This is a genomic window from Nitrospirillum pindoramense (genome assembly GCF_007827955.1).
GTDB lineage: Bacteria > Pseudomonadota > Alphaproteobacteria > Azospirillales > Azospirillaceae > Nitrospirillum > Nitrospirillum amazonense_B.
In genome coordinates this window covers 560,618-586,482 of sequence record NZ_VITR01000001.1, presented here as the reverse complement: position 1 = coordinate 586,482, position 25,865 = coordinate 560,618, and the positions used below count along the sequence as shown (strand labels likewise).

The 25,865-nt window shown below is 67.6% G+C and carries 24 protein-coding genes; 8 read left to right on the top strand and 16 right to left on the bottom strand.

The genetic code is table 11. The annotated features are described in order from the left end of the window. Positions 1-87 precede the first annotated feature (87 nt). Positions 88-2,520 carry a tetratricopeptide repeat protein gene (locus FBZ90_RS02390; protein ID WP_145729409.1) on the top strand — a complete coding sequence of 811 codons (2,433 nt, stop codon included), beginning with the start codon at positions 88-90 and terminating at the stop codon, positions 2,518-2,520. A 4-nt stretch (positions 2,521-2,524) separates the two neighbouring features. Here the strand turns inward: FBZ90_RS02390 and FBZ90_RS02385 are convergent, their stop codons facing one another. The 9 genes from FBZ90_RS02385 to ndk form a co-directional block, all read right to left on the bottom strand. Continuing rightward, positions 2,525-2,875 (bottom strand): tRNA-binding protein, encoded by a 351-nt coding sequence (locus FBZ90_RS02385; RefSeq protein ID WP_246130105.1) that lies wholly within the window; start codon positions 2,873-2,875, stop codon positions 2,525-2,527. A gap of 38 nt (positions 2,876-2,913) precedes the next feature. Continuing rightward, on the bottom strand, positions 2,914-4,380 hold the full coding sequence (locus FBZ90_RS02380; protein ID WP_145729408.1) for an NCS1 family nucleobase:cation symporter-1: 1,467 nt from the start codon (positions 4,378-4,380) through the stop codon (positions 2,914-2,916). Between the two features lie 101 nt (positions 4,381-4,481). Beyond that, positions 4,482-5,942 (bottom strand): dihydropyrimidinase, encoded by a 1,461-nt coding sequence (hydA, locus tag FBZ90_RS02375; RefSeq protein WP_211101887.1) that lies wholly within the window; start codon positions 5,940-5,942, stop codon positions 4,482-4,484. 158 nt (positions 5,943-6,100) lie between these two features. Further along, positions 6,101-6,793, bottom strand: coding sequence for a TetR/AcrR family transcriptional regulator (locus tag FBZ90_RS02370; RefSeq protein ID WP_145729407.1), 693 nt, complete (start codon positions 6,791-6,793; stop codon positions 6,101-6,103). Positions 6,794-6,834: 41 nt separating this feature from the next. Then, positions 6,835-8,091 (bottom strand): Zn-dependent hydrolase, encoded by a 1,257-nt coding sequence (locus FBZ90_RS02365; RefSeq protein WP_145729406.1) that lies wholly within the window; start codon positions 8,089-8,091, stop codon positions 6,835-6,837. Positions 8,092-8,106: 15 nt separating this feature from the next. Further along, complete coding sequence (gene preA / locus FBZ90_RS02360; protein ID WP_145729405.1) at positions 8,107-9,393, bottom strand: NAD-dependent dihydropyrimidine dehydrogenase subunit PreA; 1,287 nt, start codon at positions 9,391-9,393, stop codon at positions 8,107-8,109. Between the two features lie 18 nt (positions 9,394-9,411). Next, a complete protein-coding gene (locus FBZ90_RS02355; RefSeq protein WP_145729404.1) occupies positions 9,412-10,740 on the bottom strand; it encodes an NAD(P)-dependent oxidoreductase in 1,329 nt (442 codons plus the stop codon). 151 nt (positions 10,741-10,891) lie between these two features. Further along, positions 10,892-12,187, bottom strand: a complete 1,296-nt coding sequence (gene aptA / locus FBZ90_RS02350) for an omega-aminotransferase AptA (RefSeq protein ID WP_145729499.1) — start codon at positions 12,185-12,187, stop codon at positions 10,892-10,894. 359 nt (positions 12,188-12,546) lie between these two features. After that, complete coding sequence (ndk, locus tag FBZ90_RS02345) at positions 12,547-12,969, bottom strand: nucleoside-diphosphate kinase (protein ID WP_040844830.1); 423 nt, start codon at positions 12,967-12,969, stop codon at positions 12,547-12,549. 126 nt (positions 12,970-13,095) lie between these two features. On the opposite strand from ndk, the gene FBZ90_RS02340 reads away from it, so the two are divergent. From FBZ90_RS02340 to FBZ90_RS02330, 3 genes are all read left to right on the top strand, one after another. Next, positions 13,096-14,133 (top strand): TolB family protein, encoded by a 1,038-nt coding sequence (locus FBZ90_RS02340; protein ID WP_211101886.1) that lies wholly within the window; start codon positions 13,096-13,098, stop codon positions 14,131-14,133. A gap of 48 nt (positions 14,134-14,181) precedes the next feature. Beyond that, positions 14,182-16,068 (top strand): ABC-F family ATP-binding cassette domain-containing protein, encoded by a 1,887-nt coding sequence (locus FBZ90_RS02335; RefSeq protein WP_145729403.1) that lies wholly within the window; start codon positions 14,182-14,184, stop codon positions 16,066-16,068. 279 nt (positions 16,069-16,347) lie between these two features. Beyond that, positions 16,348-17,025 (top strand): class I SAM-dependent methyltransferase, encoded by a 678-nt coding sequence (locus FBZ90_RS02330; protein WP_246130104.1) that lies wholly within the window; start codon positions 16,348-16,350, stop codon positions 17,023-17,025. On the opposite strand, the gene FBZ90_RS02325 is transcribed toward FBZ90_RS02330, so the two are convergent. Both FBZ90_RS02325 and FBZ90_RS02320 read right to left on the bottom strand, forming a co-directional pair. Next, positions 17,010-18,188 carry an acyltransferase family protein gene (locus tag FBZ90_RS02325; protein WP_186455563.1) on the bottom strand — a complete coding sequence of 393 codons (1,179 nt, stop codon included), beginning with the start codon at positions 18,186-18,188 and terminating at the stop codon, positions 17,010-17,012. The genes FBZ90_RS02330 and FBZ90_RS02325 overlap by 16 nt on opposite strands. A gap of 16 nt (positions 18,189-18,204) precedes the next feature. Then, on the bottom strand, positions 18,205-18,978 hold the full coding sequence (locus tag FBZ90_RS02320) for an SDR family NAD(P)-dependent oxidoreductase (protein ID WP_145729401.1): 774 nt from the start codon (positions 18,976-18,978) through the stop codon (positions 18,205-18,207). A 244-nt stretch (positions 18,979-19,222) separates the two neighbouring features. Here FBZ90_RS02320 and FBZ90_RS02315 point away from each other — a divergent pair, with 244 nt between their 5' ends. The 3 genes from FBZ90_RS02315 to FBZ90_RS02305 are packed head-to-tail and all read left to right on the top strand — an operon-like array spanning position 19,223 to position 21,399. Next, positions 19,223-20,092 carry a YicC/YloC family endoribonuclease gene (locus tag FBZ90_RS02315; protein WP_145729496.1) on the top strand — a complete coding sequence of 290 codons (870 nt, stop codon included), beginning with the start codon at positions 19,223-19,225 and terminating at the stop codon, positions 20,090-20,092. Positions 20,093-20,103: 11 nt separating this feature from the next. Next, complete coding sequence (gene gmk / locus FBZ90_RS02310) at positions 20,104-20,766, top strand: guanylate kinase (protein WP_330495502.1); 663 nt, start codon at positions 20,104-20,106, stop codon at positions 20,764-20,766. 33 nt (positions 20,767-20,799) lie between these two features. After that, positions 20,800-21,399 (top strand): hypothetical protein, encoded by a 600-nt coding sequence (locus FBZ90_RS02305; RefSeq protein ID WP_145729399.1) that lies wholly within the window; start codon positions 20,800-20,802, stop codon positions 21,397-21,399. Between the two features lie 14 nt (positions 21,400-21,413). Here the strand turns inward: FBZ90_RS02305 and FBZ90_RS02300 are convergent, their stop codons facing one another. The 5 genes from FBZ90_RS02300 to FBZ90_RS02280 all read right to left on the bottom strand — a co-directional run bounded on the left by FBZ90_RS02300 (position 21,414) and on the right by FBZ90_RS02280 (position 25,313). Continuing rightward, positions 21,414-22,907, bottom strand: a complete 1,494-nt coding sequence (locus tag FBZ90_RS02300; RefSeq protein WP_145729398.1) for a GDL motif peptide-associated radical SAM/SPASM maturase — start codon at positions 22,905-22,907, stop codon at positions 21,414-21,416. Between the two features lie 75 nt (positions 22,908-22,982). Then, positions 22,983-23,165, bottom strand: a complete 183-nt coding sequence (locus FBZ90_RS02295) for a DUF1843 domain-containing protein (RefSeq protein WP_145729397.1) — start codon at positions 23,163-23,165, stop codon at positions 22,983-22,985. A gap of 42 nt (positions 23,166-23,207) precedes the next feature. Beyond that, positions 23,208-23,387 carry a DUF1843 domain-containing protein gene (locus FBZ90_RS02290; RefSeq protein WP_145729396.1) on the bottom strand — a complete coding sequence of 60 codons (180 nt, stop codon included), beginning with the start codon at positions 23,385-23,387 and terminating at the stop codon, positions 23,208-23,210. A 59-nt stretch (positions 23,388-23,446) separates the two neighbouring features. After that, positions 23,447-23,629 (bottom strand): DUF1843 domain-containing protein, encoded by a 183-nt coding sequence (locus FBZ90_RS02285; protein WP_040847170.1) that lies wholly within the window; start codon positions 23,627-23,629, stop codon positions 23,447-23,449. 262 nt (positions 23,630-23,891) lie between these two features. Continuing rightward, on the bottom strand, positions 23,892-25,313 hold the full coding sequence (locus tag FBZ90_RS02280; RefSeq protein WP_145729395.1) for an MATE family efflux transporter: 1,422 nt from the start codon (positions 25,311-25,313) through the stop codon (positions 23,892-23,894). A gap of 113 nt (positions 25,314-25,426) precedes the next feature. Between FBZ90_RS02280 and FBZ90_RS02275 the strand changes: the two genes are divergently transcribed. Next, positions 25,427-25,864: a MarR family winged helix-turn-helix transcriptional regulator gene (locus FBZ90_RS02275; protein ID WP_145729394.1), complete on the top strand. Its 438-nt coding sequence runs from the start codon at positions 25,427-25,429 to the stop codon at positions 25,862-25,864. Position 25,865: the final 1 nt, after the last annotated feature.

The following is a 25,865-nucleotide window of genomic DNA, read 5'->3' as shown; positions in this document are numbered from 1 at the left end:
ATCGTTCGCCAAGACCGATGGAAGCCCAGACCATTGCACCCGTGGGTCCCTTCGACATATCTGTAAACAAATGGCTTTAAGGTCCGGATGATGTCGAAACACCTGAACGCGGCGATTCAGTTTCATCAGGCCGGCTGCCTTGCCGAAGCGGAACAGGAATACCGCCAAGCCATCAATACCGGCGATACCGGGTTCGCCCGCAATTTGCTGGGCGTGCTGTGCGCGCAAACCGGTCGCGTGGCGGAGGGTATCGCCCTGATCCGCCAGGCCATCGCCCTCAACAAACGGGTGCCGGAATTCCATTCCAACCTGGCCGTGGTGTTGTTGGGGGCGGGCGACGCCCCGGGGGCCGTGGCCGCCTGCCGCCAGGCCCTGAAACTGAACCCCAACCTGGCCGACGCCCTCATCAACCTGGGTGCCGCCCTGCTGCGGCTGGGCCACCATGCCGACGCGGTGGCCCCACTGCGACGGGGCGTCAAGGCCAATCCCGGCAATGTCGAGGCTCACCGCAACCTGGGCCTGGCCCTGCTGGGCACCGGCCAGCCGGCGGAGGCGGTGGACAGCTTCCGCGCCGGCATCGCCCTGGCCCCCACCCATGCCGGATGCTGGACCGGCCTGATCGCGGCGCTGGAACAGTCCCGGTCGGCCGGCCTGGGGCAAGGGTTGGAGGAGGCCGTGGCCCGTTGTCCAGGTGAGATCGCCCTGCGGCTCAAGCTCACGGCGCACCGGTTGGCCGCCGGCGACACAGCCTCTGCGGAAGCCCTGGCCCGGCAGACAGCGATGGCCGCCCCGGCCGTCCTGGAAGCGACCATCATGCTCGCCAACGTGCTGACCGCCCAGGGCCGCACGGCGGAGGCCCATCAGGCGTTGACTGACTGGCTGGACCGGGGCGACGCCTCATCCCACACGCTGACCCTGTTGGCCGACGCCTTCATGGGACTGGGCGATGACATCCTGGCTGAACGGCTTTTCCGACAGGCGGTGGCGCTGGAGCCGGGCGCCGGTCAGGCCGCCTTGGGGCTGGGACTGCTGATGCGTCGTCTTGACCGCGGCCAGGAGGCGCTCACCCTGCTGGAGCGGTGCGCCCAGGACCTGCCGGCCTCCCCCCTGGCGCAGGCCGCCTATGGTGATCTGCTGCTGGCCATGGGCCGGCCCGCCGCCGCCCTGGCCTATGCGCGCCGGGCCCAGGCGCTGACGCCCGACGATCCAGGTATCCTGCTGACCCTGGGCAACGCCCTGCGCGACCTGGGGGAGATCGATGAAGCGCTGGCGGCATTGACGCATGCCGTGACCGTGGCGCCAGAGCGGGCGGACATCCATTCCAACCTGGTTTATACTCGCCTTTTCCACCCTGCGGTGACTCTGGCCCAGGTCCGGGCGGAGCATATCGCTTGGGCGCAACGGCACGCCCAACCCGTCCCACCAGCCCCGCCTGCCCCACCAGCCGGACACCACGGGGCCCTGCGCATCGGCCTTGTTTCAGGCGACTTCCGCAACCACCCCGTGGGCTATTTCATCGTCCGGGCGCTGGAGGCGCTCGCCAAGCGGGGGGTGACGCTGATCGCCTACGCCAACCAGCGGGTGGAGGACGACATCACCCGCCGGGTGCAAGCCGTATGCGCCTGGCGGCCCATCCAGGGGCTGGACGCCCCGATGGTGGCGCGGCAAGTGCGCGAGGATGGCATCGACATCCTGATCGATCTCGCCGGCCACATCGCCGGCAACCGACTGGACGTGTTCGCCTTGCGTCCCGCCCCTCGCCAAGCGACCTGGGCCGGCTATATGGCCACCACCGGGCTGACGCAGATGGACCTGATCATCGCCGATCCCCATCACATCCCGCCCGAAGCCGAAGAATTCTATACCGAGCGGGTCGTCCGCATGCCGCACAGCTTCTTGTGCTACGACCCGCCGGCCGCGGCCCCCGCCGTGCCGCCACCGCCGGCGGAGGGCAACGGCCACGTCACCTTCGGATGCTTCAACATCGCGGCCAAGCTGAACGCCGAGGTCATCGCCTGCTGGGCGCAAATCCTGACCCGCGTGGCGGGATCCCGCCTGCTGCTGAAATCGCGCGGCCTGGATGAGGCGCCGGTTCAGGCCCGCATCCTGGAGCAATTCCGGGCCGGCGGCATTGATGCCGCGCGCCTCGACTTCCTGGGCGCCACCACGCAAGCCGAGCACGTCGCCTGCATGCAGCGGGTCGACATCGCGCTGGACCCGTTCCCCTTCGCCGGCAGCACCACCACCCTGGAATCCCTATGGATGTGCCTGCCCGTGGTGACGCTCACGGGGCAGACCTTCTCCGGCCGCCACTCCACCTGCTTCCTCAGCGTGTTGGGACTCACGTCGCTCATGGCGACGACCGTGCAGGAATATGTCGACATCGCCGTTCGCCTGGCCACCAATCTGGAAGAGGTCGCCGACCTACGCCAGCGGTTGCGCCCCGTCATGGCCGCCTCCTCCCTTTGTGATGCCGAGGCCTTCGCCGACGACTTCATCCGGCTGCTGCGGTCGGCCTGAGTCGTCAGTACACCGTTTCCCCCGGCGGCACGGCCGACCGGGGCGTCAGTACCACGACATCGCCGGCCGCGTTACGGGCGCCCAGGATCAAAACCTCCGACAGGAAGCCGGCGATGTTGCGCGGGGGGAAGTTGCAGACGCACACCACCTGGCCCCCCACCAACTCCTCCGGCCTGTAGTGGGTGATCTGGGCGCTGGACCATTTGATGCCCAGATCGCCCAGATCCACCGCCACCTTGTAGGACGGGTTGCGCGCCTTGGGGAAAGGCAGCACCTGCACCACCCGGCCCACGCGGATGTCGAGGTTCAGGAAATCCGCCACCTCCGCCGGTGGCTTCAGGGGTGCCGTCATCATCCGTCCTTCACAGCGGGGTTAAACCGACAGGCCCGCCATCACACCGCCGGGACGCGGCGCATCAGGGCGGCGTACAGGACGGTGGCGATGAACAACCCAGTGAACCACGCATAGCTGTAGATCGCCTGGAAAAAGGCCGGCACGCCGGCGAAGGTCGCCGGGAAGGCCGCATGCAGGAAGCCAGGGATGTTGGGCAGCACGGCGATGATGAAGGCCCCCAGGGCCCTCAGGTTCCAGCCACCGCTGTAGGCGTAGGGCCCGTTGAGATCGAACAGCCCCTCCAGGCTCAGGCGGGCGCGGCGTACCAGCCAATAGTCGGCCAGCATGATGCCCAGCAGCGGCCCCAGCAGGGCGCCATAGCCCAGCAGCCAGGTGAAGATATAGCCCTGGGTGCTTTCGATCAGCTTCCACGGCATCATGATCACGCCGATGGCGGCGGTGATGTAGCCGCCCCGGCTGAAATTCACGGCGCGGGGGAAGATGGCGGCGAAGTCATAGGCCGGCCCCACGGTGTTGGCCGCCAAGTTCACGCACAGCGTGTCGATGACGATGATGGCAAGGCCGATGGCGACGGCGATACCCTCCATCCGGCCGGCCAGATCCACCGGGTCCCAGATGGCCTTGCCATAGACGGTGATGGTGGCGGAGGTGACGGCGACGCTGATGAAAGCCAGACCCGCCATGGGCAGCGGCAGGCCCAGCGCCTGGCCCTGGTACTGGTCTTTCTGGCTGCGGGCGAAGCGGGTAAAATCGGGGATGTTGATGGCCAGGGTGGACCAATAGCCCACCATGGCCGTCAGGCCGGGCAGGAAGGCCACCCAGAACCCACCTTCCTTGGCGCCGCCGGGGCCGAACTGCGACGGGGCCGACAGCAGGCTGCCAAAGCCGCCGGCCTTGTCGTAGGCCCACCACAGCAGCGCCAGGATGATCAGGATCTTCAGGGGCGCCGTCACCGTTTCCACCCAGCGGATGGATTCGGGCCCCTTGGCGATGAAATAGAGATGCAGGGCCCAGAACAGGAAGAAGCACACCAGCTGGCCGGCATTGATGCCGATCCAGCCCAGCTTGGCCCCATCCAGGGCGCCCGCCGTCAGGATGTTGCCGATGGCGTAGATGGCGCTGCCGCCCACCCAGCACTGGATGCCGAACCAGCCGCAGGCGATCAGCGCGCGCAGCAGGGCCGGCAGCTTGTTGCCCCGCACCCCGAAGGCCGACCGGGCGATGACGGCGAAGGGCACGCCGTACTTGGCGCCCGAGTGCCCCACCAGCAGCATGGGCACCAGCACGATCAGGTTGCCCAGCAACACCGTGCCGACCGCTTGGCCCGCGGACATGCCCTGCTCGATCAGGCCGGACGCCAGCATGTAGGAGGGGATGCACATGACCATGCCCACCCACAGCGCGGCGAAGTGCACCCAGCGCCAGGTACGATGGCGCGGGTCCACCGGCGCCAAGTCCGCGTTCCAGATCTCCGACGTCGTGTCGACGCCCTGCCCTGTGCCCATAAATGCCCCCGTTCAAACCTTTTGGTTCTTGTCACCGGGCGGCGACCTCCCGAATCCCGTCTTCTATTAGGCCCGTCTTCTGTTTATGAGGCCCTTTTCGCCTATGCCCGATCCACACCCACCGGCTTCAGCGCCTGCTTCCGCTTGGCGGCGGCGTCGAAGCCGGGCGCGAAGGCCGGACGGTTGACATAGCGCCCGGCGCCGCGCACCGCCCGCAAATCGCCATCCTGCCAGGCCACGCGGCCGGCGGTCAGGGTGACGCGTGGCAGGCCTCGCACCTCCATGCCCTCGAAGATGTTGTAGTCCACGTTCTGGTGGTGGGTCTTGGCGGAGATGGTCTTGGTCGCGGCCGGGTCCCACACCACCAGGTCGGCGTCGGCGCCCACGGCCACCGCGCCCTTGCGCGGGTAGATGTTGAAGATCTGCGCGGCATTGGCGGAGGTGACCTTCACGAATTCGTTCATGGTCAGCCGGCCGCTGTTCACCCCGTGGTGCCACAGCACGGCCATGCGATCCTCCACTCCGCCCGTCCCGTTGGGGATGCGGGTGAAGTCATGGCGGCCGGCGGCCTTCTGCGGCGCGCAGAAGCAGCAATGGTCGGTGGCGGTGGTGTGCAGGGTGCCCGACTGCAGGCCATGCCACAGCGCGGCCTGATGCTCCCTGGCGCGGAAGGGCGGGCTCATGACATGGGCGGCGGCCACCTCGAAATCGGGATGGCGGTAGACGCTATCGTCCACCAGCAGGTGGCCGGCCAGCACCTCGCCATAGACGCGGTGGCCGTCCATGCGCCCGCGCGCGATGGCCTCCAGCGCCTCGCGGCAGCTGACATGTACGATGTAGAGCGGCACGCCCAGCACCTTGGCGATCTGGATGGCGCGGTTCGCCGCCTCCCCCTCCACCGCCGTGGGTCGGGACAGGGGATGGGCCTCGGGACCGGTCAGGCCCTGGGCCAGCAACTGCTTCTGCAGCTGGAACACCAGCTCGCCATTCTCGGCGTGGACGGTGGGCATGGCGCCCAGTTCCAGGGCGCGGGTGAAGCTGTTCACCAGCACCTCGTCATCGCACATGATGGCGTTCTTATAGGCCATGAAGTGCTTGAAGCTGTTCACGCCGTGGTCGCGCACCAGGGCGCCCATGTCGGCGTGCACGCTGTCATCCCACCAGGTGATGGCGACGTGGAAGGAATAGTCGGCCGCCGCCTTCTCCGCCCAGCCGCGCCAGGTGCGGTAGGCCTCCATCACGTTCTGCTTGGGGTTGGGGATGACGAAATCGATGATCATGGTGGTGCCGCCGGCCAGGCCCGCCGCCGTTCCGGTGTAGAAATCATCGCTGGCCACCGTGCCCATGAAGGGCAGCTGCATATGGGTGTGCGGGTCGATGCCGCCCGGCATGACATAGCAGCCGCCGGCATCCACCACCGTCGCGTCCGACGGCGCCGCCAAATCCGGCCCCACCGCGCGGATCACCCCATCCTCGGCATAAACGTCGGCGCGGAAGGTCTGGTCGGCGGTGACCACGGTGCCGCCCCGGATCAGGGTGCGGATGGAGGGGGGGGTGGTCATGGGGTAACTCCTATCAAGTGTCCCTCAATCGCCGGGCGCCGCCATCCGGCGGCTTGGCTTCCTCACGTTCCAGTCCGCTGCGCTTCCCGAAACGTTCCGGCGGCCCTGGTCAGGGCCTGCAACGGAATGAGGAGGATCCCTCATTCCGTTGGTGTGGCTCACGCGGTGGGCAACGACAGCCCGGCCCCCCGCAGGATGAAGCGCACGACCTCCACCGTGATGGCGTCGAAGTCGCGGCGCGTCAGTTTCTTGCGGCCCAGCACGGCGCGGACCTGGGCATCGAAGTCGGCGTAGTGCTGAGTCACCGCCCAGATGAAGAAGAAGAAGTGCCGGGTATCCACCGGGGCCATGCGGCCCTCGGCGATCCAGCCGTCCAGCACGGCCGACTTCTCATCCACCAGCTTCTTCAGGTCGGACGTCAGGAAGCCTTCGATCTCGGCGGCACCATGGATGATCTCACTGGCGAAGACCTTGGACACCACCGGACGGTCGCGCGTGGCCCGCATCTTGGCGCGAATATAGCCCGCCAGCGCCTGGGCCGGGTCGCTGTCCGGCGTGACATGGGCCAGGGGGTCCAGCCATTGCTTCAGGATGTCAGCCAGCACGGCGCGATACAGGTCGTGCTTGGTGCTGAAATAATAATGCACGTTGGCCTTGGGCAGGCCGGCACGGAGGGCGATGGCCGCCGTGGTGGCGCCGCCGTATCCCTGCTCGGCGAACACCTGCTCCGCCGCGGTCAGGATGCGGCGCAGGTTCTCACGCCGTATGCCCCCTTCGGGCGCCGCGGCCGGCGCGTCCGCCCGTACTGACTTCTGGTCCTTCTTGGACGCTCCCCCAACACCCTGCGCCATCTGTACTTCCAACCCCTCGTACCCGTAATGCGGAACGCGGGTCAGGTGGCGTCGGCCTTCGCCACCACGGCCCGCAACAGAACATTGCATCCGGCCTCACACCATTCCGGATGCGCATGTTCAATCTCGTTATGGCTGATGCCGTCCACACAAGGAATGAAGATCATCGATGTCGGGGTTACACGGGCCAGGTAGCAGGCGTCATGCCCTGCCCCGGACACCATGTCGCGGTTGCTGTAGCCCAATTCCGCCACGGCGCCGCGCACGGCCTCCACGCAGCCCGCGTCGAATTTCACCGGGGCATAATACCAAATCTGCTCGAATTCCGTTTCGAGACCGGTTTCCTGGGCGACTCGTGCAACGGCGTCGCGCAGCTTTGCGTCCATTTCCGCCAGCACCGCATCGTCGGGATGACGGAAATCGACGGTGAAGAACACCCGGCCTGGGATGACGTTGCGGGAATTGGGGTGGATTTGCATCAGGCCCACCGTGGCGCAGGCGTAGGGCGCATGCTCCAGCCCGATGCGGTTCACCGCCTCCACGACACGGGCGGCGCCCAGCAGGGCGTCGCGCCGCCGGCTCATCGGCGTCGGGCCGGCGTGGGCCTCCTGGCCGGTGAAGGTGATCTCATACCAGCGCTGGCCCTGGCAGTCTGTGACCACGCCGATGGTCTTGTCCTCCGCCTCCAGGATGGGGCCCTGCTCGATATGGGCCTCGAAATAGGCGCCAAGCTCGCGGCCACGGATGGGGGCGTCGCCGGCGTAGCCGATGCGGGCCAACTCCTCCCCCATGGTCTTGCCGTCCAGGTCCTTGCGCGACAAGCCGTACTCTAGGTCGAAGGTGCCGGCGAACACGCCCGAGGCGACCATGGCCGGCGCGAAGCGGGACCCTTCCTCATTGGTCCAGGCCACCACCTCGATCGGCGCCTCGGTCTGGTAGTTCAGGTCGTTCAGGGTGCGCACCACCTCCAGCCCGGCCAGCACGCCATAGACGCCGTCAAACTTGCCGCCCGTCGGCTGGCTGTCCAGGTGGCTGCCCATGAGGATGGGCGGCAGCGCGTTATTGCGGCCGGGGCGGCGGGCGAAGATGTTGCCGATGGCGTCCACGGTGATGGTGCAGCCCGCGTCGCGGCACCATTGGACGAACAGGTCGCGGCCCTGCTTGTCCAGGTCCGTCAGGGCCAGGCGGCAGACCCCGCCCTTGGGCGTGGCGCCGATCTTGGCCATCTCCATCAGGCTGTCCCACAGCCGGCTGCCGTTGATGGCGACGTTCGTGCCGAACTTGGCCTCAGTGCTCATGGTTCACATGCTCCCTTATTCGGCGGCTTTCGGCGGCAGGACGCGGGCGGGATTCTGCGGATGCTCGGGCCAGGTCAGGTAGGGCCGCCCCGTCTCCTGCTCATGCATGGTGATGCAGTCCGGCACCGGACAGACATGGGCGCACAGGTTGCAGCCCACACACTCCTCATCCACCACCTCGAACAGGCGCTTGCCTTCGGCCGGAATGATGCGGATGGCCTGGTGCGAGGTGTCCTCGCAGGCGATGTGACAGCGGCCGCAGTCGATGCACAAATCCTTGTCGATCTTCGCCTTGGTGACGAAGTTCATGTTCAGGTCGTTCCAGTTCACGACGTTGGGAACGGCGCGGCCCTGGAAATCGGCCAGGGTGCGATAGCCCTTCTCATCCATCCAGGCCGACAAACCGTCGATCATGTCCTCGACGATGCGGAAGCCATGGGTCATGGCGGCGGTGCAAACCTGGACGCTGCCGCAGCCCAGGGCCAGGAACTCCGCCGCATCGCGCCAGGTGCCGATGCCGCCGATGCCGGAGATGGGCAGGCCCCGCGTGTCCGGGTTGCGCACGATCTCCGCCACCATGTTCAGCGCAATGGGCTTCACCGCCGGGCCGCAATAGCCGCCGTGCGTGCCCTTGCCGCCCACGGTGGGGGTGGGCGCCATGGCGTCCAGGTCGACGGAGGCGATGGAATTGATGGTGTTGATCAGCGACACGGCGTCGGCCCCACCGCGCTTGGCCGCTTCCGCCGACCACAGCACATTGGTGATGTTGGGCGTCAGCTTCACGATCACCGGCAGGCGGGTGGCGTTCTTCACCCAGCGGGTCACCTGCTCCACCATTTCCGGCACCTGGCCGATGGCGGAGCCCATGCCGCGCTCACACATGCCGTGGGGGCAGCCGAAGTTCAGCTCCAGCCCGTCCGCCCCGGTCGGCTCGATCCGCCGGGCCAGCCCGGCCCACGCCGCCTCCGTCATCACCGCCATGAGGGAGACGACGACGGCGCGGTCGGGCCAGGCCTTCTTCACCGCCGCGATCTCCCGCAGGTTGACCTCCAGTGGGCGGTCGGTGATCAGCTCGATGTTGTTGAAGCCGATCAGGGCGCGGTTGCTGTCCAGCAGAGCGCCATAGCGGCTGCTGACGTTGACCACGGGCGGGTCCTCGCCCAGGGTCTTCCACACCACACCGCCCCAACCGGCCTTGAAGGCGCGAACGATGTTGTATTCCTTGTCCGTGGGCGGGGCGGAGGCCAGCCAGAACGGGTTGGGCGATGTGATGCCGGCGATGGTGGCGCGAAGATCGGCCATGGGTCGTCCCTCCCCTGCTCAAGCCTTGAGATAGGCGTCGATGGCGAAGGCCGCTGCCTTGCCGTCCGCCACGGACTGCACGGTCAGGTCCTCACCGCTTTTGATGCAATCGCCGCCGGCATAGACGCCAGGCAGGCTGGTGGCCAGGGTCTCGTCCACCTGGATGCGGCCGCCCGCCAACGCCAGACCATCCAACCCGCCGGGCGCCAGCTTCTGCCCCACGGCTTTCAGCACGACGTCACAGGGGATGGTCACCGTCTCGCCGGTACCAACCAGGCGGCCCGCATCCATCGCCATGCGTTCCAGCACGATGCCACTGACGGCGCCGCCGGCCCCCAGGATCTCGCGCGGCGCCAACCAGGTGCGCAAGACCACCCCCTGGGTGCGGGCCAGATCCTGCTCATGCCCCGTGGCGCCCATCTCGGCCGTGCCCCGGCGGTAGGCCATGGTGACCTCCGCCGCCCCGGCGCACAGCGACTGGATGGCGGCGTCCACCGCCGTGTTGCCGCCACCGATGACCACCACACGGCGCCCAGCCAGGGGGCCGGCCACGGCCACCGGGGGGGCGGTCCGCTGGCGCAGCGCGGCGATGACGTCCACCGCGTCGGCCACGCCGGCCAAATCCTCACCCGCCACGCCCAGGGTGTTGATCCCGGCAAGGCCGACCCCCAGGAACACGGCGTCGAAATCCTGGCGCAGTTGGGCCAGCGTAACGTCGCGGCCCAGAGCCATGCCCGTCTTCACGCTGATGCCGCCCAGAGACAGGATAAAGTCCACCTCGCGCTGGGCGAAGTCGCCAACCATCTTGTAGGCGGCCAAGCCATATTCGTTCAGGCCGCCGGCCTTGGCGCGGGCCTCGAACACCGTCACCTCGTGCCCCAGCAGGGCCAGCCGGTGGGCGCAGGCCAGGCCGGCGGGGCCGCCGCCCACCACCGCGACATGCTTGCCGGTCGGCGCCTGGCGGGTGAAGGGCTGCACGCCCGCCTTGAACAGCGCGTCGGTGGCATAGCGCTGCAGACGGCCGATGGCCACCGGTTCCGCCTCCGCCTTGTTGCGCACGCAGGCCTGTTCGCACAGCACCTCCGTCGGGCAGGCGCGGGCGCAGGTGCCGCCCATGATGTTGGCGTCCAGAATGGTGCGGGCGGCCCCCTTCACATTGCCGGTGCCGATCTTGCGGATGAAGCCCGGGATGTCGATGGCGGTGGGGCAGGCCGTGACACAGGCCGCCTCATAGCAATACAGGCACCGGCTGCTCTCCGCCATGGCTTGCAAGGCGGTGAAGGGGGGAACCAAGTCCCGGTCCAGGCTGAGCTGGTTCCCGTGTGCGGCCCCGTTGACGCCACTCATCTGCTGCTCCCGTCCTTTCCGGCCCTTTACTGGGCCACCGCCGGGACGGTCGTGCGTTCCCGGCGGTCCTGTTCAGAGGTACGCGTGTCGCAGGCGTATGCCTTGATTGGCTTTATTTTTCGACTTGTTTTTTGCCCAAGGGCAGCAGCCCCTAGGGCAATTCGCGCAGCACCTCGGCCAGCGTGCCGAAGATTTGGTCGATGTGGCTTTTCTCGATGATCAGCGGCGGCGACAGGGCGATGATGTCGCCGGTGGTGCGGATCAGCAGGCCCTTCTCAAAGGCCCGCAGGAAGGCGTCGAAGGCGCGCGCCGTGGGCTTGCCGGCGATGGGCTCCAACTCGATACCGGCGATCAGGCCCAGGTTGCGCACGTCGATGACATGCGGCAGGCCGCGCAGGCTGTGCGCCGCCTCCTGCCAATAGGACGCCAGTTCCGCCCCCCGGGTCAGCAGCCCCTCCTCCTTGTAAATCTTCAGGGTGGCGAGGCCGGCGGCGGTGGCCAGCGGATGGCCGGAATAGGTGTAGCCGTGGAACAGCTCGATGACGTTCTCCGGCCCGGTCATGAAGGCGTCGTAGATGTGGTTCTTGAAGAACACCGCCCCCATGGGAACCGTGGCGTTGGTCAGGCCCTTGGCCGCGGTAATGATGTCCGGCACCACACCGAAATAGTCGGTGGCGAAGGGCGCGCCCAGGCGACCGAAGCCGGTGATGACCTCATCGAAGATCAGCAGGATGCCGTGGCGGTCGCAGATGGCCCGCAGCTTTTCCAGATAGCCCTTGGGCGGCAGCAGCACGCCGGTGGACCCCGCCACCGGCTCCACGATCACGGCGGCGATGGTGGAGGCGTCGTGCAGGGTGACGATGCGCTCCAACTCATCCGCCAGATGGGCGCCCCATTCCGGCTGGCCCTTGGTGAAGGCCTGGTGCGCCTTGTCATGGGTGTGCGGCAGATGGTCGACACCGGCCAGCAGGGGGCCGAAGAACTTGCGGTTGGTGACGATGCCGCCGACCGAGATGCCGCCGAAGCCCACGCCGTGGTAGCCGCGTTCCCGCCCGATGAAGCGGGTGCGCGTTCCGTCCCCCCGGGCGCGGTGGTAGGCCAGCGCCACCTTCAGCGCCGTATCCACGGATTCCGAACCGGAATTGGTGAAGAACACCTTGTCCATGCCGGTGGGCAGCAGGGCGGCCAATTGGGCCGCCAACTCGAAAGCGCCGGGGTGGCCCATCTGGAAGGCGGGGGCATAGTCCATGGCCGCCACCTGCGCCTGCACCGCCTGCACGATCTCGGGCCGGCAATGGCCGGCGTTCACGCACCACAGGCCGGCCGTGCCGTCCAGCACCTGGCGGCCGTCATCAGTGGTGTAGTGCATGTCCTTGGCGCCCACGAACAGGCGCGGCGCCTTCTTGAACTGACGGTTGGCCGTGAACGGCATCCAGAACGCGTCCATGTTGTTCGGGACGCTTCCCGACCCACGGCCATCGGGGGCCGCGGACGTGGGAATGGGGTGGACGCCGAAGCCGTCGTGACGCTGTGCCAAAGCCGCTCTCCCAGAAAGCGCCCGACCCCTTTCGGCCAGGCATGCCCGCACGTTATAGCCCGAAATTTATGGAATGGAGAGTGACATGAATTTGACCATTTGGTCAGGATTTTTTTGACCGGACGGCCAGAAAAATGCGCAAAGTCGCGTCACCGCCCTTCCTGCATAATTTCTGTGCAGGGGACATACACGGATAGCGCAAAAGAAAAGCGGCCCCGAGGTCGCCCCCGAGGCCGCTTTCCCTAAATCGTCATCCGTGACGCCGGCGTTCAGCCGACGATCTCGGTGCCGGCGAAGAAGTAGGCGATCTCGATCTTCGCGTTCTCCAGGCTGTCGGAGCCGTGGACGGAGTTGGCTTCGATCGATTCCGCGAATTCCTTGCGGATGGTGCCGGCGTCGGCGTTGGCCGGGTTGGTGGCGCCCATGATCTCGCGGTTGCGGGCCACGGCGTTCTCACCTTCCAGGACCTGCACGACCACCGGGCCGGAGGTCATGAAGGACACCAGGTCGCCGTAGAACGGACGGGCGGCGTGCACTTCGTAGAACTTCTCGGCCTGCTGCTTGGTCATCTGGATGCGCTTCTGCGCGACGATGCGCAGACCGGCTTCCTCGAACTTGGCGTTGATCTTGCCGGTCAGGTTGCGACGGGTGGCGTCGGGCTTAATGATCGAGAAGGTCTGTTCGACGGCCATGGCCGGATCTCCTGGGATTTGAAGTGAGGGAATCTCGAAAGTGGCGGCGTTATATACGGGCGCACGCGGGGCCGCAACGCCCGACGTCACCACGTCCACCCCGCGTCAGGGGCAGGAAGCGGGGGAATGCCGCCGCAAGCCGGGCCGCAAGCCCGATTGATTGCAGACCGCGCGAACGGCACATTGGATTTCGCCCGTTGTAAGGGGGGGTCACCATATCGTGAGGGCCAAATGAGTCGTCGCCGACATGCCGCCTATGTGGCGATCACGCTTGGCGCCCTGATGGCGAGCAGTTCCCCCGCTGGGGCGGATTCGGGAACCGGGCGGGTGACGCACTGGGCACCAAGCGGTATCGCATCGGATCAGTATGAGTCGCACCCCGCGTTCGATCCGCTGACCGGCGATCTCTATTTCGTGCGAAGCACCCCGCAATTTCGCGGATGGCGCATCCTCTACAGCCACTGCACCCCATCCGGCTGGAGCCCCCCGCAGGACGCCCCCTTCGCGGGCGACGGCGTGGAAGCGGACCCCTGGTTTTCGCCGGATGGGCGGTCGGTATGGTTCATATCCAACCGCACGACGGACGGCGTCCATCGTGAGGATCTGGACATCTGGCGCGTCGAGCGGGGGGCCGATGGCCACTGGGGACAGCCCGTGCGCCTGCCATCCCCCATCAATTCCATGGGATATGAGTGGTTTCCACGGCTGGCACCGGATGGCTGGCTCTATTTCGGGTCGGACCGTCCAGGCGGCTTCGGCAAGACCGACATCTGGCGCGCGCGCGCCGATGGCCAGGGTGGCTGGACGGTTGAAAACGCCGGGCCCGCCCTGAATGGACCCGATGACGAGTATGAGGCCCTGCCGTCACCCGACGGCCAGCGCCTGATCCTGATGGCGGAAAACGGCGCCGGAGACGTGCGCACGCTCTACGAAAGCCACAAGACGGACAACGGCTGGTCACCACGCCGCGCACTGGGGCCGGACGTGAACGCGACCGGTTCCGAGATCGGCGCGCTTTTCTCGCCAACCGGCAAGACGCTGATGTTCGCTCGGGATTTGCACGGAAATGAAAGCGGCGAATTTTTTGTCTGGCGCGGCGGACTATCGGCGGCTTCGACGGCGGAGGAGGCCTGGCCTGCGGCCTGCCCCGCGCCCCAGCACTGACACCCCCACCCCTTTCAGGCCGCCCCCTCCCATGCTAAGAGGGCGACCATGCTGACCATCACCGACCTCACCTACCGCATCGCCGGCCGCACCCTTCTGGACCAGGCCTCCGTCGTCGTGCCCAGGGGCCACAAGGTGGCGCTGGTGGGCCGCAACGGCACGGGCAAGTCCACCTTGTTCAAGCTGATCGCCGGCGAGTTGCACCCCGACGGCGGGGAGATCAGCCTGCCCAGCGGCATGCGCATGGGCATGGTGCGGCAGGAGGTGCCGGCCGGGGCCACCAGCCTGCTGGACACGGTCATGGCGGCGGACACCGAACGCACCGCGCTGCTGGCGGAGGCGGAGACGGCGACCGACCCCGCCCGCATCGCCGACATCCACACCCGCCTGGCCGACATCGGCGCCCATTCGGCGGAGGCGCGGGCGGCGCAGATCCTGTCCGGCCTGGGCTTCGACGCGGCGGCGCAACAGCGGGCCTGCGCCGACTTCTCCGGCGGCTGGCGCATGCGCGTCGCCCTGGCCGGCGTGCTGTTCACCCAGCCCGACCTGCTGCTGCTGGACGAGCCGACCAACCATCTGGACCTGGAAGCCACGGTGTGGCTGGAGAGCTATCTCAAGAACTACCCCCACACCATCCTGCTGATCAGCCACGACCGGGAGCTGCTGAACAAGGTCCCGACCACGACCATCCATCTGGATCAGCAGAAGCTGACCTCCTACAGCGGCGGCTATGACCAGTTCGTCACCGTGCGCGCCGCCAAGCTGGAGAACCTGAAGGCCCAGTCGGCCAAGCAGGAGGCCCAGCGCAAGCACATGCAGGACTTCGTGGACCGCTTCCGCGCCAAGGCCAGCAAGGCCAAGCAGGCGCAAAGCCGCCTGAAGGCGCTGGAAAAGCTGGGTCCGGCCATTACCGTGCTGGAGGAACACCGCACGCGCTTCGACTTCCCCTCGCCCGAGGAGCTGTCGCCGCCGCTGATCAACATGGACGGCGCCGCGGTGGGCTACGGCGACAAGGCCATCCTGCGCAACCTGAACCTGCGCATCGACCCTGAGGATCGCATCGCCCTGCTGGGCGCCAACGGCAACGGCAAGTCCACGCTGGTGAAAATGCTGGCCGGGCGGCTGGCCCCCATGGGGGGCGAGGTTCGCCGATCCTCCAAGCTGAAGGTCGGATACTTCGCCCAGCACCAGGCGGAGGAGCTGAACCTGGCCTGGACGCCGGTGCAGCAGACCCAGGCCGCGATGAAAGGGACCACCGAGCAGCAGGTGCGCAACCACCTGGGCCGCTTCGGCTTCCCCCAGATCAAGGCCGACACCCTGATTCGCGACCTGTCGGGCGGGGAGAAGGCGCGCCTGCTGTTCGCGCTGATGAGCCGGGAGGCGCCGGGCATCCTGCTGCTGGACGAACCGACCAACCACCTGGACATCGACAGCCGCGAGGCGCTGGTGGAGGCGATCAACGGCTATCAGGGTGCCGTCATCCTCATCAGCCACGACCCGCACCTGGTGGAACTCACGGCCGACCGGCTGTGGCTGGTGGCCGACGGGACCTGCAAGCCCTATGACGGCGACCTCGACGAATACCGCGCCTGGCTGCTGGACCAGCGCCGCAGCGACAGCGCCTCGCGCGACGTCACCCCCGCCGCCGGCCGCGACCGCAAGGAGGAACGCCGCGCGGCGGCCGAGCTGCGCCAGCAACTGGCCCCCCTGCGCCGCAAGGTGGAGGACGCGGAGAAGCGCATGGGCCAGTTGGGCACCAAGAAGGCCAAGCTGGATGAGAAACTGGCCGATCCCGCCCTGTACCAGGGCCCGAAGGAGGCCGTGACCAAGCTGCAGATCGAGCTGGGCCAGGTGCAGAAGGACCTGGACGCCGCCGAGGAGGCTTGGCTGACCCTGTCGGAACAGCTGGAAGAGGCGATGGCGGCGGGCGCGTGAGGCCGGTCGCCTGCGCCCATGCGCCGCACCCCGCTCGTGGCCCCCAGTCCGAAATTGCGTAACCGAAACCGGGGTGTAACACAGCCATCATTGCAAATCGGGGCGGTGCGTGCCATCTGTGCGCCTATGTTCCGTGCATAAACTTGTTCCCGGGGCCTGGGGCCCAGGGCTCCCACCCGGGGAGCGACGACCTGAACAGCCTTACGCCCATCTGGAGACATGCCGTCTTCAGTGGGACGCACCGCCGCTGGAATGCCGATGCTGAGGAACGCCTGACCCATGCCGACTGATCGCGCCGAGACGACCTTGAACGGCAAGAAATTCGCCGCCCGGGGCTCCGCCAAGAGCTGCCATCCGCATGGGCACGGGCATGCCCCCCGGGCCCATAGCCCGGCCAGCGAGAACCCCGCCTGGCTGTTCTTCCGCCGCTGGGCGGCCAACCCCGTCTCCATCGCCTCCATCACGCCGTCGGCCCCCTCCCTGGGCCGCCTGATGGCCCGCCATGTGCGGCGCGAGGCGGATGAGATCGTGGTGGAATATGGTGGCGGCACGGGCGCCATCACCAAGGCGCTGCTGGACTCCGGCATTCCCGCCTCTCGCCTGTTCGTGATCGAGCGGGATAAGGAGCTGCACGCCTACATGACGGCCAAATTCCCGGGCGTCACGGTGCTGCTGGGCGATGTGAAGGACGTGCGCACCCTGCTTCCGCCGCAATGGGTGGGCAAGGTCGGCACCATCGTCTGCGGCATCCCCATGATCCTGATCCCGACCGAGGCCCAGCGCCAGATCATGGATGAGGCCTATGCCGTCATGCCGCGCGGCCGCCGGTTCCTGGCCTTCACCTATTCCTTCCGCTCCCCCCTGCGCCGCCAGGCCCTGGGCCTGGCGGGCAAGCGCCTGGGCTGGGCCATGTCCAACATCCCGCCGGCGGCGGTGTGGGGCTACACCCGGGACTGAGGGACGGCGGCCCAGCCCGGCAGCCGTGATGTGATCCACTGTTCGGAAGCGCGGAGAAGGCGCTGAACCGGCTGGTCGAACAGCGCCGTGATCAGCCAGGCGCTGAGATAGATTAGCGCCAGCACCGCCACCAACGCCCCGAGCAACGCCGGCCCGGACAGCGCGAGTTTCGGCAGGGTAATCTCCAGCGCCAGCAGCAGCGGCATGTGAATGACGTAAAGCGGGTAGGATAAGGCGCCGGCCCGGCGGGCGAGCCGTCCCCCGCGCAGCACGCCATGACGTTCCAATCCCGCCAGCCCCAGCATCAGCAGCCCGACCTGGACCGCCATGCGCATGAACATCACCTGCCCGCCGTACTCCCTGCCCCAGGCGAGGTCGGGCAGCGTCACGAGAATCAACGCGGCCCCCAGCGCCGCCAGGGCCAGACTGGTCCGGCGCCCGGGACGAAACTTCACGAATATCCATCCGGCGGCCAAGCCGGCCATGAAATAGAAATTGAAGTAGCTGATCGCCCGCATCCCCCAGGGATTGGCCACTTGGCTCAGCCATACCGAACGCGGCAGATGCAGCATGTCCAGGACCGGCCACGGTATCCAGCGCCAGAAGGTGGCGAAGACCCAGGCGGCCAGGACGACGGGTCCCAGCCGGGGTATCAGGGCCAAGCCAAAGAAGAAATAGAAGACCAGTTCATGCCGCAAGGTCCAGGCCGCCGGTATGAACTCCCGATCATGCCCCGGTGACAGCAGAATCATCGGTATGGCCGCTTCCGGCGTGATCAGGGAATGGAGGAAGTAAAACGGGATCAGCAGCGCCAGCCAGTAGGCGGGATAGATTCGGCAGAGGCGGCGCCACCAGAAGCGCGGCACGGCGGCGATGTCGCCCCAATCGCCAGCATGGACCATCATCATCACGAAGCCGGACAGGACGAAGAAATAGGTCACGCCCAGCGCACCGGGCACCGGCCAGCCGCCCAGCACGGGCCCCACGCCCGGCGCCGCCAGCTTGTCAACGTTGGGGCCCGTATGGCCAAAGACGACCGCGGTCGCGGCCAGGAAGCGCCCCCATTCCAGGGTCGCCAGCTTGGGCGGTGCCAGATCGGCGGCCCCCCGCCCGGAAACGGCACCATCACGTATTGTTCTCGCACCCAAAGGCGTATGTCCCATTTGGAGAAGTTGGCTTCTAAGCCTTGCGCGGCGCCTGGGCCAGCAGGGCGTCGGTCCAGCTGGGGGGCAGGACGCCCAGCAGCCAGGACACGGCATAGGTTGGCCAGGGGAAAGCGATGCGCGCCCGGTTGGCGGCCAGGCCCTGCACGACGATGCGCGCGGCCCTGTCCGCGTCCATCAGGAAGGGCATGGGAAAGGTGTTCACCGCCGTCATGCGGCTGCGCACGAAGCCGGGACAGATGACGGTGACCTGCACGCCCTGGCCCATCAGCTCCCCCCGCAGCCCCTCGCCATACGACCGCACCGCCGCCTTGGAGGCGCAGTAGGCCGGGGCGCCGGGCATGCCGCGAAAGGCGGCCAGCGAGGACATCAGCGCCAACTGCCCCCGCTTGCGCGCCACCATGCGCGGAATCAGGGGGTGTATGGTGTTCAGCACGCCCTCGATGTTCACCGCCAGGATGCGGCGCGCCTGCTCCTCGGTCTCTCCGGAAAGCCCGTCCCCACCGCCCGTGCCGCCGGAAATGCCGGCGTTGGCGATCGCCAGGTCGATGGGCACGCCGTCATCGGCCGCCCGGATCCAGTCGCCCAAGGCCTGGCGATCCAGCACGTCCAGCGCCGCCGCCGTGACCCGCGCACCCTTGGCGCGCGCGGCATCGGCCACCGCCGCCAGCCGCGCCGAATCACGACCCGTCAGCCACAGCTGGCGCCCCGGCACCGCATAGGCCAAGGCCAAGGCCTCGCCAATGCCGCTGGACGCGCCGGTGATCAGAATACTGTTCGGCGACTGCACCGCCCGTTCCCCTTCGCCTGTCTCGTCACGGAGGGCGTGCCCCCAGCGCCCACCGCAAGGCCCGCACCCCGCGGGCACCTGTGGCGCTCGCTTGTTTGTCGCCGTCCCCACGGGCTATAACCCTGGGCTCAAGACGATGCAGCATGTCTCGCCGCTGGTCCAGCGGCAGCGCGTCGATGCGTCCCTGTCGCCCTTCCCGTACCCCGGATCCTATCCTTTGAGCAAGACCGCCCCCCTCGCCAGCATGACCGGCTTCGCCCGCACGGAAGGTGCGCTTGGCGGCATCTCGTGGATCGTCGAGGTGAAAAGCGTCAACGGCCGCGCCCTTGACCTGCGTACCCGCCAACCCTCCGGCTTCGATGCCATCGAGGCGCTGGCCCGGACGGAGGTGAACCGCCTCATCCGCCGTGGCAACGTCACCCTGAACCTGACGGTCAACCGCGCCACCACCACCGCCCCCTTGCGCCTGAACCGCGAGTTCCTGGCCCAGGTGCTGGAACTGGCGCGGGAGATCGAGGGCGCCGGCGCCGCCCCGCCCCGGCTGGACGCCCTGCTGGCCATCCGGGGCGTCATCGACACCGGTGAGGAGACGGAGCAGCCGGAGGAGCGGGCGACGCTGGAGGCCGCCATGGCCAAGACCGTGACCCAGGCCATCCAGGCGCTGTCCACCGCCCGCCTGGCCGAAGGCGCCCGCCTGGCGGAGGTGCTGGCCGGCCACCTGCATGAGATCGCCACCCTGACCGAGGCCGCCGCCAACACCGCCGCCCTGCAGCCCGCCGCCCTGCGCGACAAGCTGAAGACCCAGGTGCAGGCCCTGCTGGAGGCCGTGCCGGCCCTGCCGGAGGAGCGCCTGGCCCAGGAGGCGGCGCTGCTGATCGCCAAGGCCGACGTGCGGGAGGAACTGGACCGCCTGCGCGCCCACATCGCCCAGGCCCGCGACATGCTGGCCGAGGGCGCCGCCGTGGGCCGCCGGCTGGACTTCCTGTGCCAGGAATTCAACCGCGAGGCCAACACCCTCTGTTCCAAGTCCGCCGACGTGGAATTGACCCGCATTGGGCTGTCGCTGAAGGCCACGATCGAGCAGTTCCGCGAACAGGTCCAGAATATCGAATGAGCACGCCCGAGATGACCGCCGACACCCCGTCCCCCGCCCTGCCCCCCTACATGCACCGCCGCGGCCTGATGCTGGTGCTGTCCTCACCCTCGGGTGCGGGCAAGACCACCATCGCCCGCCGCCTGCTGGAGCAGGACCAGGAGCTGACCATGTCGGTTTCCGCCACCACCCGCGCCAAGCGGCCGGGCGAGGTGGCGGGCGTGGACTACCACTTCACCAGCCTGACCGAGTTCGACCTGATGGTGAACCAGGGCAAGCTGCTGGAATACGCCAAGGTATTCGACAACTACTATGGCACCCCGCGTGAGCCGGTGGAACAGGCGCTGGCCAGCGGCCGCGACGTGCTGTTCGACATCGACTGGCAGGGCACGCAGCAGCTGAAGGAAAAGGCCCGCGACGACCTGGTCAGTATCTTCATCCTGCCGCCGTCGGCCCGCGAACTGGAACGCCGCCTGACCAGCCGCGCCCAGGACAGCCAGGCCGAGATCGCCAAGCGCATGAGCAAGGCGTCCAACGAGATGAGCCACTGGGCCGAGTACGATTACGTCATCATCAACAACGACGTGGACACCTCCGTCGCCAAGGCCCACGCCATCCTGACCGCCGAGCGCCTGGTGCGCCGCCGCCAGGTGGGCCTGTCGGAGTTCGTGAAGGGCCTGCAGGCGGGGGTGTGATTGGCTGAGGGCCATGCCTAGGGGGACTTGGGAATGCTGAAGGTCACGGCCAAGTGGCCGCACATCGTCGTGCTGTCGGCGGCGTTGGTGCTTTTGATGCCTGCCATGGCTTGGGCGGAAGACATGCGTGGTGCCCTCGGCAACTACGCCAGCAACCGCCAGGCGCAGCTTCTGGATGACAAGTGTCACATCCTGAACAGCGAGGAACGGCCGGTTATCGATACCTTCGTCCAGGACGTCCAAGCCTATGTCGTGGCTAAGGCGCCCAGGGAGCAGGACACGTTACGCAAATTGGATGAAACGGCCCAAACGGCTGCGGCCGCCGAGAGCTGTGGCACCGCCGCCAAGGTGGTCCGGGACGCCTACGAGGACCGGCTGGCCAACAGCCTGGCCCTCGCCGTCATCCCCTACGCCTGGGCCATGGACGTGGGTGAACGCTGCGAGAAGATCACCCCGGACGAAGACAACCAGATCATGAAGCTCTATTTGGCCCGCCAGCAGGAGGTTCAGCAGAAGTATGGGACGGCGTTCTTCGGGAAGTACGCCATGATCGTCCATCAGGCGGACGACAAATCCCAAACCTTCTCCTGCTCAGACGCCCGAAAGATGATCGACGCCGTCATCGGCAAGTAAGGCGGAAGTCCTCCCTACTCCGCCGCGCTCGCCGCCCGCGCGCCCGCCAGGAAGCGCTTGGCCTGGTCGATCAGGGCACGGCGGCGGGCGGCGTCCTCGGCGTGGCGGGCGGCCTCCGCCGCCACGTCCGAGCCGCAGTGGGGACAAGTCTCCTCGTGCGGCCAGATATACTGGTCGCAGCCCCGGCAGACCTCCAGCTTCGGCGGGGTGGTGCCGCCGCCGGCCGCGCGTTCGCGGGGGTGGATGTGCACCTGGGCCGGATCGCGCGCCGGCAGGGGTGGCGCGTCCGTCATGCCGGGGATGGCCTCGGTGATCAGGGCGAATTCGCCGATGGCGAAGCTCTCCGGCGGCGCCTCCTTGACCTTCACCACCCGCTCGCGCAGGCCGTGCTTGGCCAGGTCCAACACCCGGTGGTGGCAGTAGGGGTTGTTGCCCCGGCGGCCCAGCAGCGATTCGGACGTCCAGGTGCAGCCGGCGCGGCAGGCGTCGGCATAATAACAGGTGCGGCAGTAGCCCCACATCTCATCCACCGAGCGCAGGCGGCCGAAGCTGATGCGCTCGGTATGGCGCCAGATGTCCTCCACCGTCATGTCGCGGACATGGCCGGCGGAATAGAGCGAGGTCGCCAGCGAGGGGCAGCCCTTGATGGTGCCATCGGCCTCGATGCCGATGGCGGTCTGGCCGGCGGCGCATCCGGTCCAGTGCATGGTCTCATCGCCATAGCCCCGCCACATGCGCTCATACGGGCCGAAATAGCCGATGTTGTTGCCCACGATCATCAGCAGGCCCCGCTCCGCCCCCTCCTGATACAGGCGTGCCAGCAGGGGCATGACGTCGATCAACTGATAGGGCTGCAACAGCAGGTCCGGGTTGTCGACGGCATTGCCCATGGCCACGGTCAGCTGGATCTGCCAATGGGTGGCGCCGGCCTCGATGATGCGGTCCATCAACTCCGGCAGATGGGCCGGCGTCTCCGGCCCGATCTGGGTGTTGACCGACACATCCAGCCCGCGCGCCTTGGCCCGGCGCAGGGCGCTGATGGCCTGGTCGTAGGATCCCGGGACACCGCGCACGCGGTCGTGCAGTTCCGGCAGGCCATCGATGGAGACGCCCAACCCTTGCAGACCGGCATCCACCGCCTGGTCCAGCCGGGCATCGGTCAGGTTGCGGGCGCCGGTCTGGATGGCGGTGCGCATGCCATGGTCGCGGCAGCGGCGCACGATGTCGATCCAGTCGCGGCGCAGATAGGCCTCCCCTCCGATCAGGCTCATCTCCCGCGTGCCCAGGGCGGCCAGCTGGTCCACCAGGTCCAGCGCCTCCGCCGTCGTCAGTTCATCGGCGCGGGGCCGGCCGGCGCGGGAGCCGCAGTGCTGGCACTTGAGATTACAGGCCAGCGTGATCTCCCACACCACATGCACCGGCACCAGGTTGTGGTGGTCCTCCATCCGGCGGAAGCGGACGGGAACCTCCTGATCGGTGGGCGGCAAGGCGGACGCGCTGTTGTCCATGGGGGAAGCCCTTGAAGAGTGTTGAAATAGGCCGGCACCCCGGGGGCGCCGGCCGGTCTCACGATGGCGGCAGGCTCAGGGCTTGCGCGCCTCGGCCTTGGCAATCTCCAGCTTCAGGTGCGTCAGCAGGGTGGGGATGTCGCCGTATTGCTGCACATGCGCCTCGGCCTCGGCGGCCAGCTTCTTCAGTTCCGACAGGTCGCCCTTGGCGATGGCGTCGGTGATGGCAACGCCGTACAGGTGGTGAATGGATGACATGGTTTTCCTCCGGGATTCAGGACTTGGGATTAGGGGGTGGGATCAGGGCTTGGCCGCTTCGGCCTTGGCGATTTCGACTTTAAGCAGCTGCAGCACGGTGGCGACGTCGCCATACTCCTGCAGGTGCTTTTCGGCCTCGGCGTGCAGGCTCTTCAGCTGCGTCAGGTCGCCCTTGGCGATGGCCTGGGTGGCGGCGACGGCGTAAAGGGGAATGTGACTCACAATATATCCCTCTTAAGTTGTGGTTGCGGATAAAAAAAAGCCCCTGCCCAGCGGCGGGATCAGGGTGTCTTGCCGGCCTCAAGCTTGGCGATGGCCGCCTTCAGGTGCGTCAGCAGTGTCGGGATGTCGCCGTAACGCTGCACATGATCTTCGGCCAAGGCCTTGGCCCGTTTCATTTCCTCCAGGTCACCACTCGCGATGGCCTGGGTAATGGCAACGCCATAGGGCTGAATGATCGTCATTGTCTTCCCCATTGTTTGAAAGGTCGCGGAAGGCGCACGGCTGCGACCGCCCCGCCCGAAGGCGGGGGCCTGACATTATGAAATGATCAAAACAAGACGGTCCCTGCGGGACCGGGGGCGGGTCCAACGGATCGGCGCCGCCTCCCAAGCGGCAAGGTGGTCAGGCCACGGCTTCTCTGTGTCTGCCAAACTTTTTTGACCTGGGACGGTCCCGGAGTCAACTTAAATGATTGCAATGATCCATTAATACAACCAGTTAGAATCACTCCCGCCCCGGCCGCCAGATGGCGCCGGTCAGGGCGGCGGTGATGCAAAGCGCGGCGGACGCGACGGAAGCGGCGGCCACCAGCGCGAACAGGACGCCCAGGCTGGCGCCCAACCCCACGGCCAGCCACCCCACGCCCGCCGCGACAATCAGGCGCACCGTGCCGGCCAGGAACGCCCACAAAGGCCGGCCGCCGCCTTGGGAGGCGAAGCCCAAAATGAAGGTCAGGCCGACGGCGCCGTAGACTGGGCCGACGGTGCGCAGGTAATGGGCACCGTGGGCGAGCACGGCGGGGTCATGGCTGAACAGGTCGACCCAGGCGGCCGGCCACAGCGCCACACCCAGCCCAATCGTCTCCGTCACCCCAGCGGCCATCAAGGCCCCGATCCAGGCGGCGCGCCGGGCGCGGGGGGCATCGCCCGCCCCCATGGCCGTGCCCACCAGGGTCAGCACCGCCGTGCCCAGGCCGAACAGCAGCGGGATCAGCAGATAGTCGAGGCGGGAGCCCATGCCGAAGCCGGCCAGCGCCTCAGTCCCGAAGCGTCCGACGGCACCCGTCACCAGCAAGGTGATCAGGTTTAATTGCAAAGCGCTGAGGGCCGAGACGACACCCACCCCCAGGATGTCGCGGAACAGCCGTCCTTCAAGCGGCACGCGGCGCAGCGTCAGGCCCGAGCGACCACGCGCCATGTAGGCCAGCAACACGCCCGCCGCCACGGTGTAGTAGCCGCTGACCGCCATGCCGGCGCCGGCGACGCCGAAGCCCTGGAAGGAACCAATGCCGAAGATCAGCAAGGGCGACAGCGGAATCATGATCGCCGCCCCGACCAGGGTGACCAGCGCCGGTACCCGCACGTTGCCGATGCCGCGCAGCACGGCCGACATCAGGTTGATGATCCATACCGGCACAGCGCCGGCGAACAGCCAGCCGGAATAGGACAGGGCCGCCGCCAGCGCCCCTCCGGTCCCACCCAACAGGCGATAGAGCGCCGGCCCACCCAGCCCCAGGCCCAGGGTGAACGCCAGGCCAAAAGCGATGGCCAGGGCCAGGGCGTGGAACACCAGGGCATTGGCATCCCGCGTCCGCCCCGCCCCCACGGCCCGCGATACCGCTGCGGCCACGCCGCCGCCAATGCCCCCCGCCGCCACCATGGTCATCAGCATGGACACCGGCAGGACCAGGGCCGCCCCCACCAGCGCGTCCGTGCCCAGCGCGCTGACATAATAGGTCTCCGCCACGCCGACGGCCGTCTGGATGACCAACACCACAATGGTGGGCAGGGCCAAACGCAGCATGGTGGGGACAATGGGCCCGTGCAGCAGCGCGTGGCGGGTGGGCGGCGCCGGCTTGGCCTCCACCCGATCGCTTTCCGCGGCGCCGGATAAGGTTTCCGCCGGCGTCGTGCCGATGTCAGTCATGGCGATCATCCCCTTTTGAATGGATAAGAGCATATGCCCTTATATAGGAGCATATACTCTTATCTGGCGCTGGATGCCAGCACCTGTTAGAACAGCGCCAGGAGGATGAGGACATGACCTTTGACTGGCAGCGCGACGGCGTCGCCCACTGCAACTGCAACGCCCTGCGGCGGGCGGCCCGGCGGATGACGAACTTCTATGATGCCAGGCTGGCACCCACCGGCCTGCGCGTGACGCAGTTCTCCATGCTGGCGATGGTATATGAGGCTGGCGCCCTGTCGGTGAACGAGATGGCGGCGCGCCTGGATCTGGACCGCACCACCACCGGCAAGAACCTGCGCCCGCTGGAGCGGGAGGGCCTGATCCAAACCGTACCCTGCCCCACCGACCGGCGCAGCCATGAGATCACCCTGACCGACAAGGGACGTGAGGCGTTGCGCGCCGGCACCCTGCTGTGGCGGGAAGCCCAGCGGGAATTTGAGGCGGCCAATGGCGAGGACAGGGCGGCCGCCCTGCGCCAAACGCTGGGCGGGCTCAGCATTCCGGCCTGAC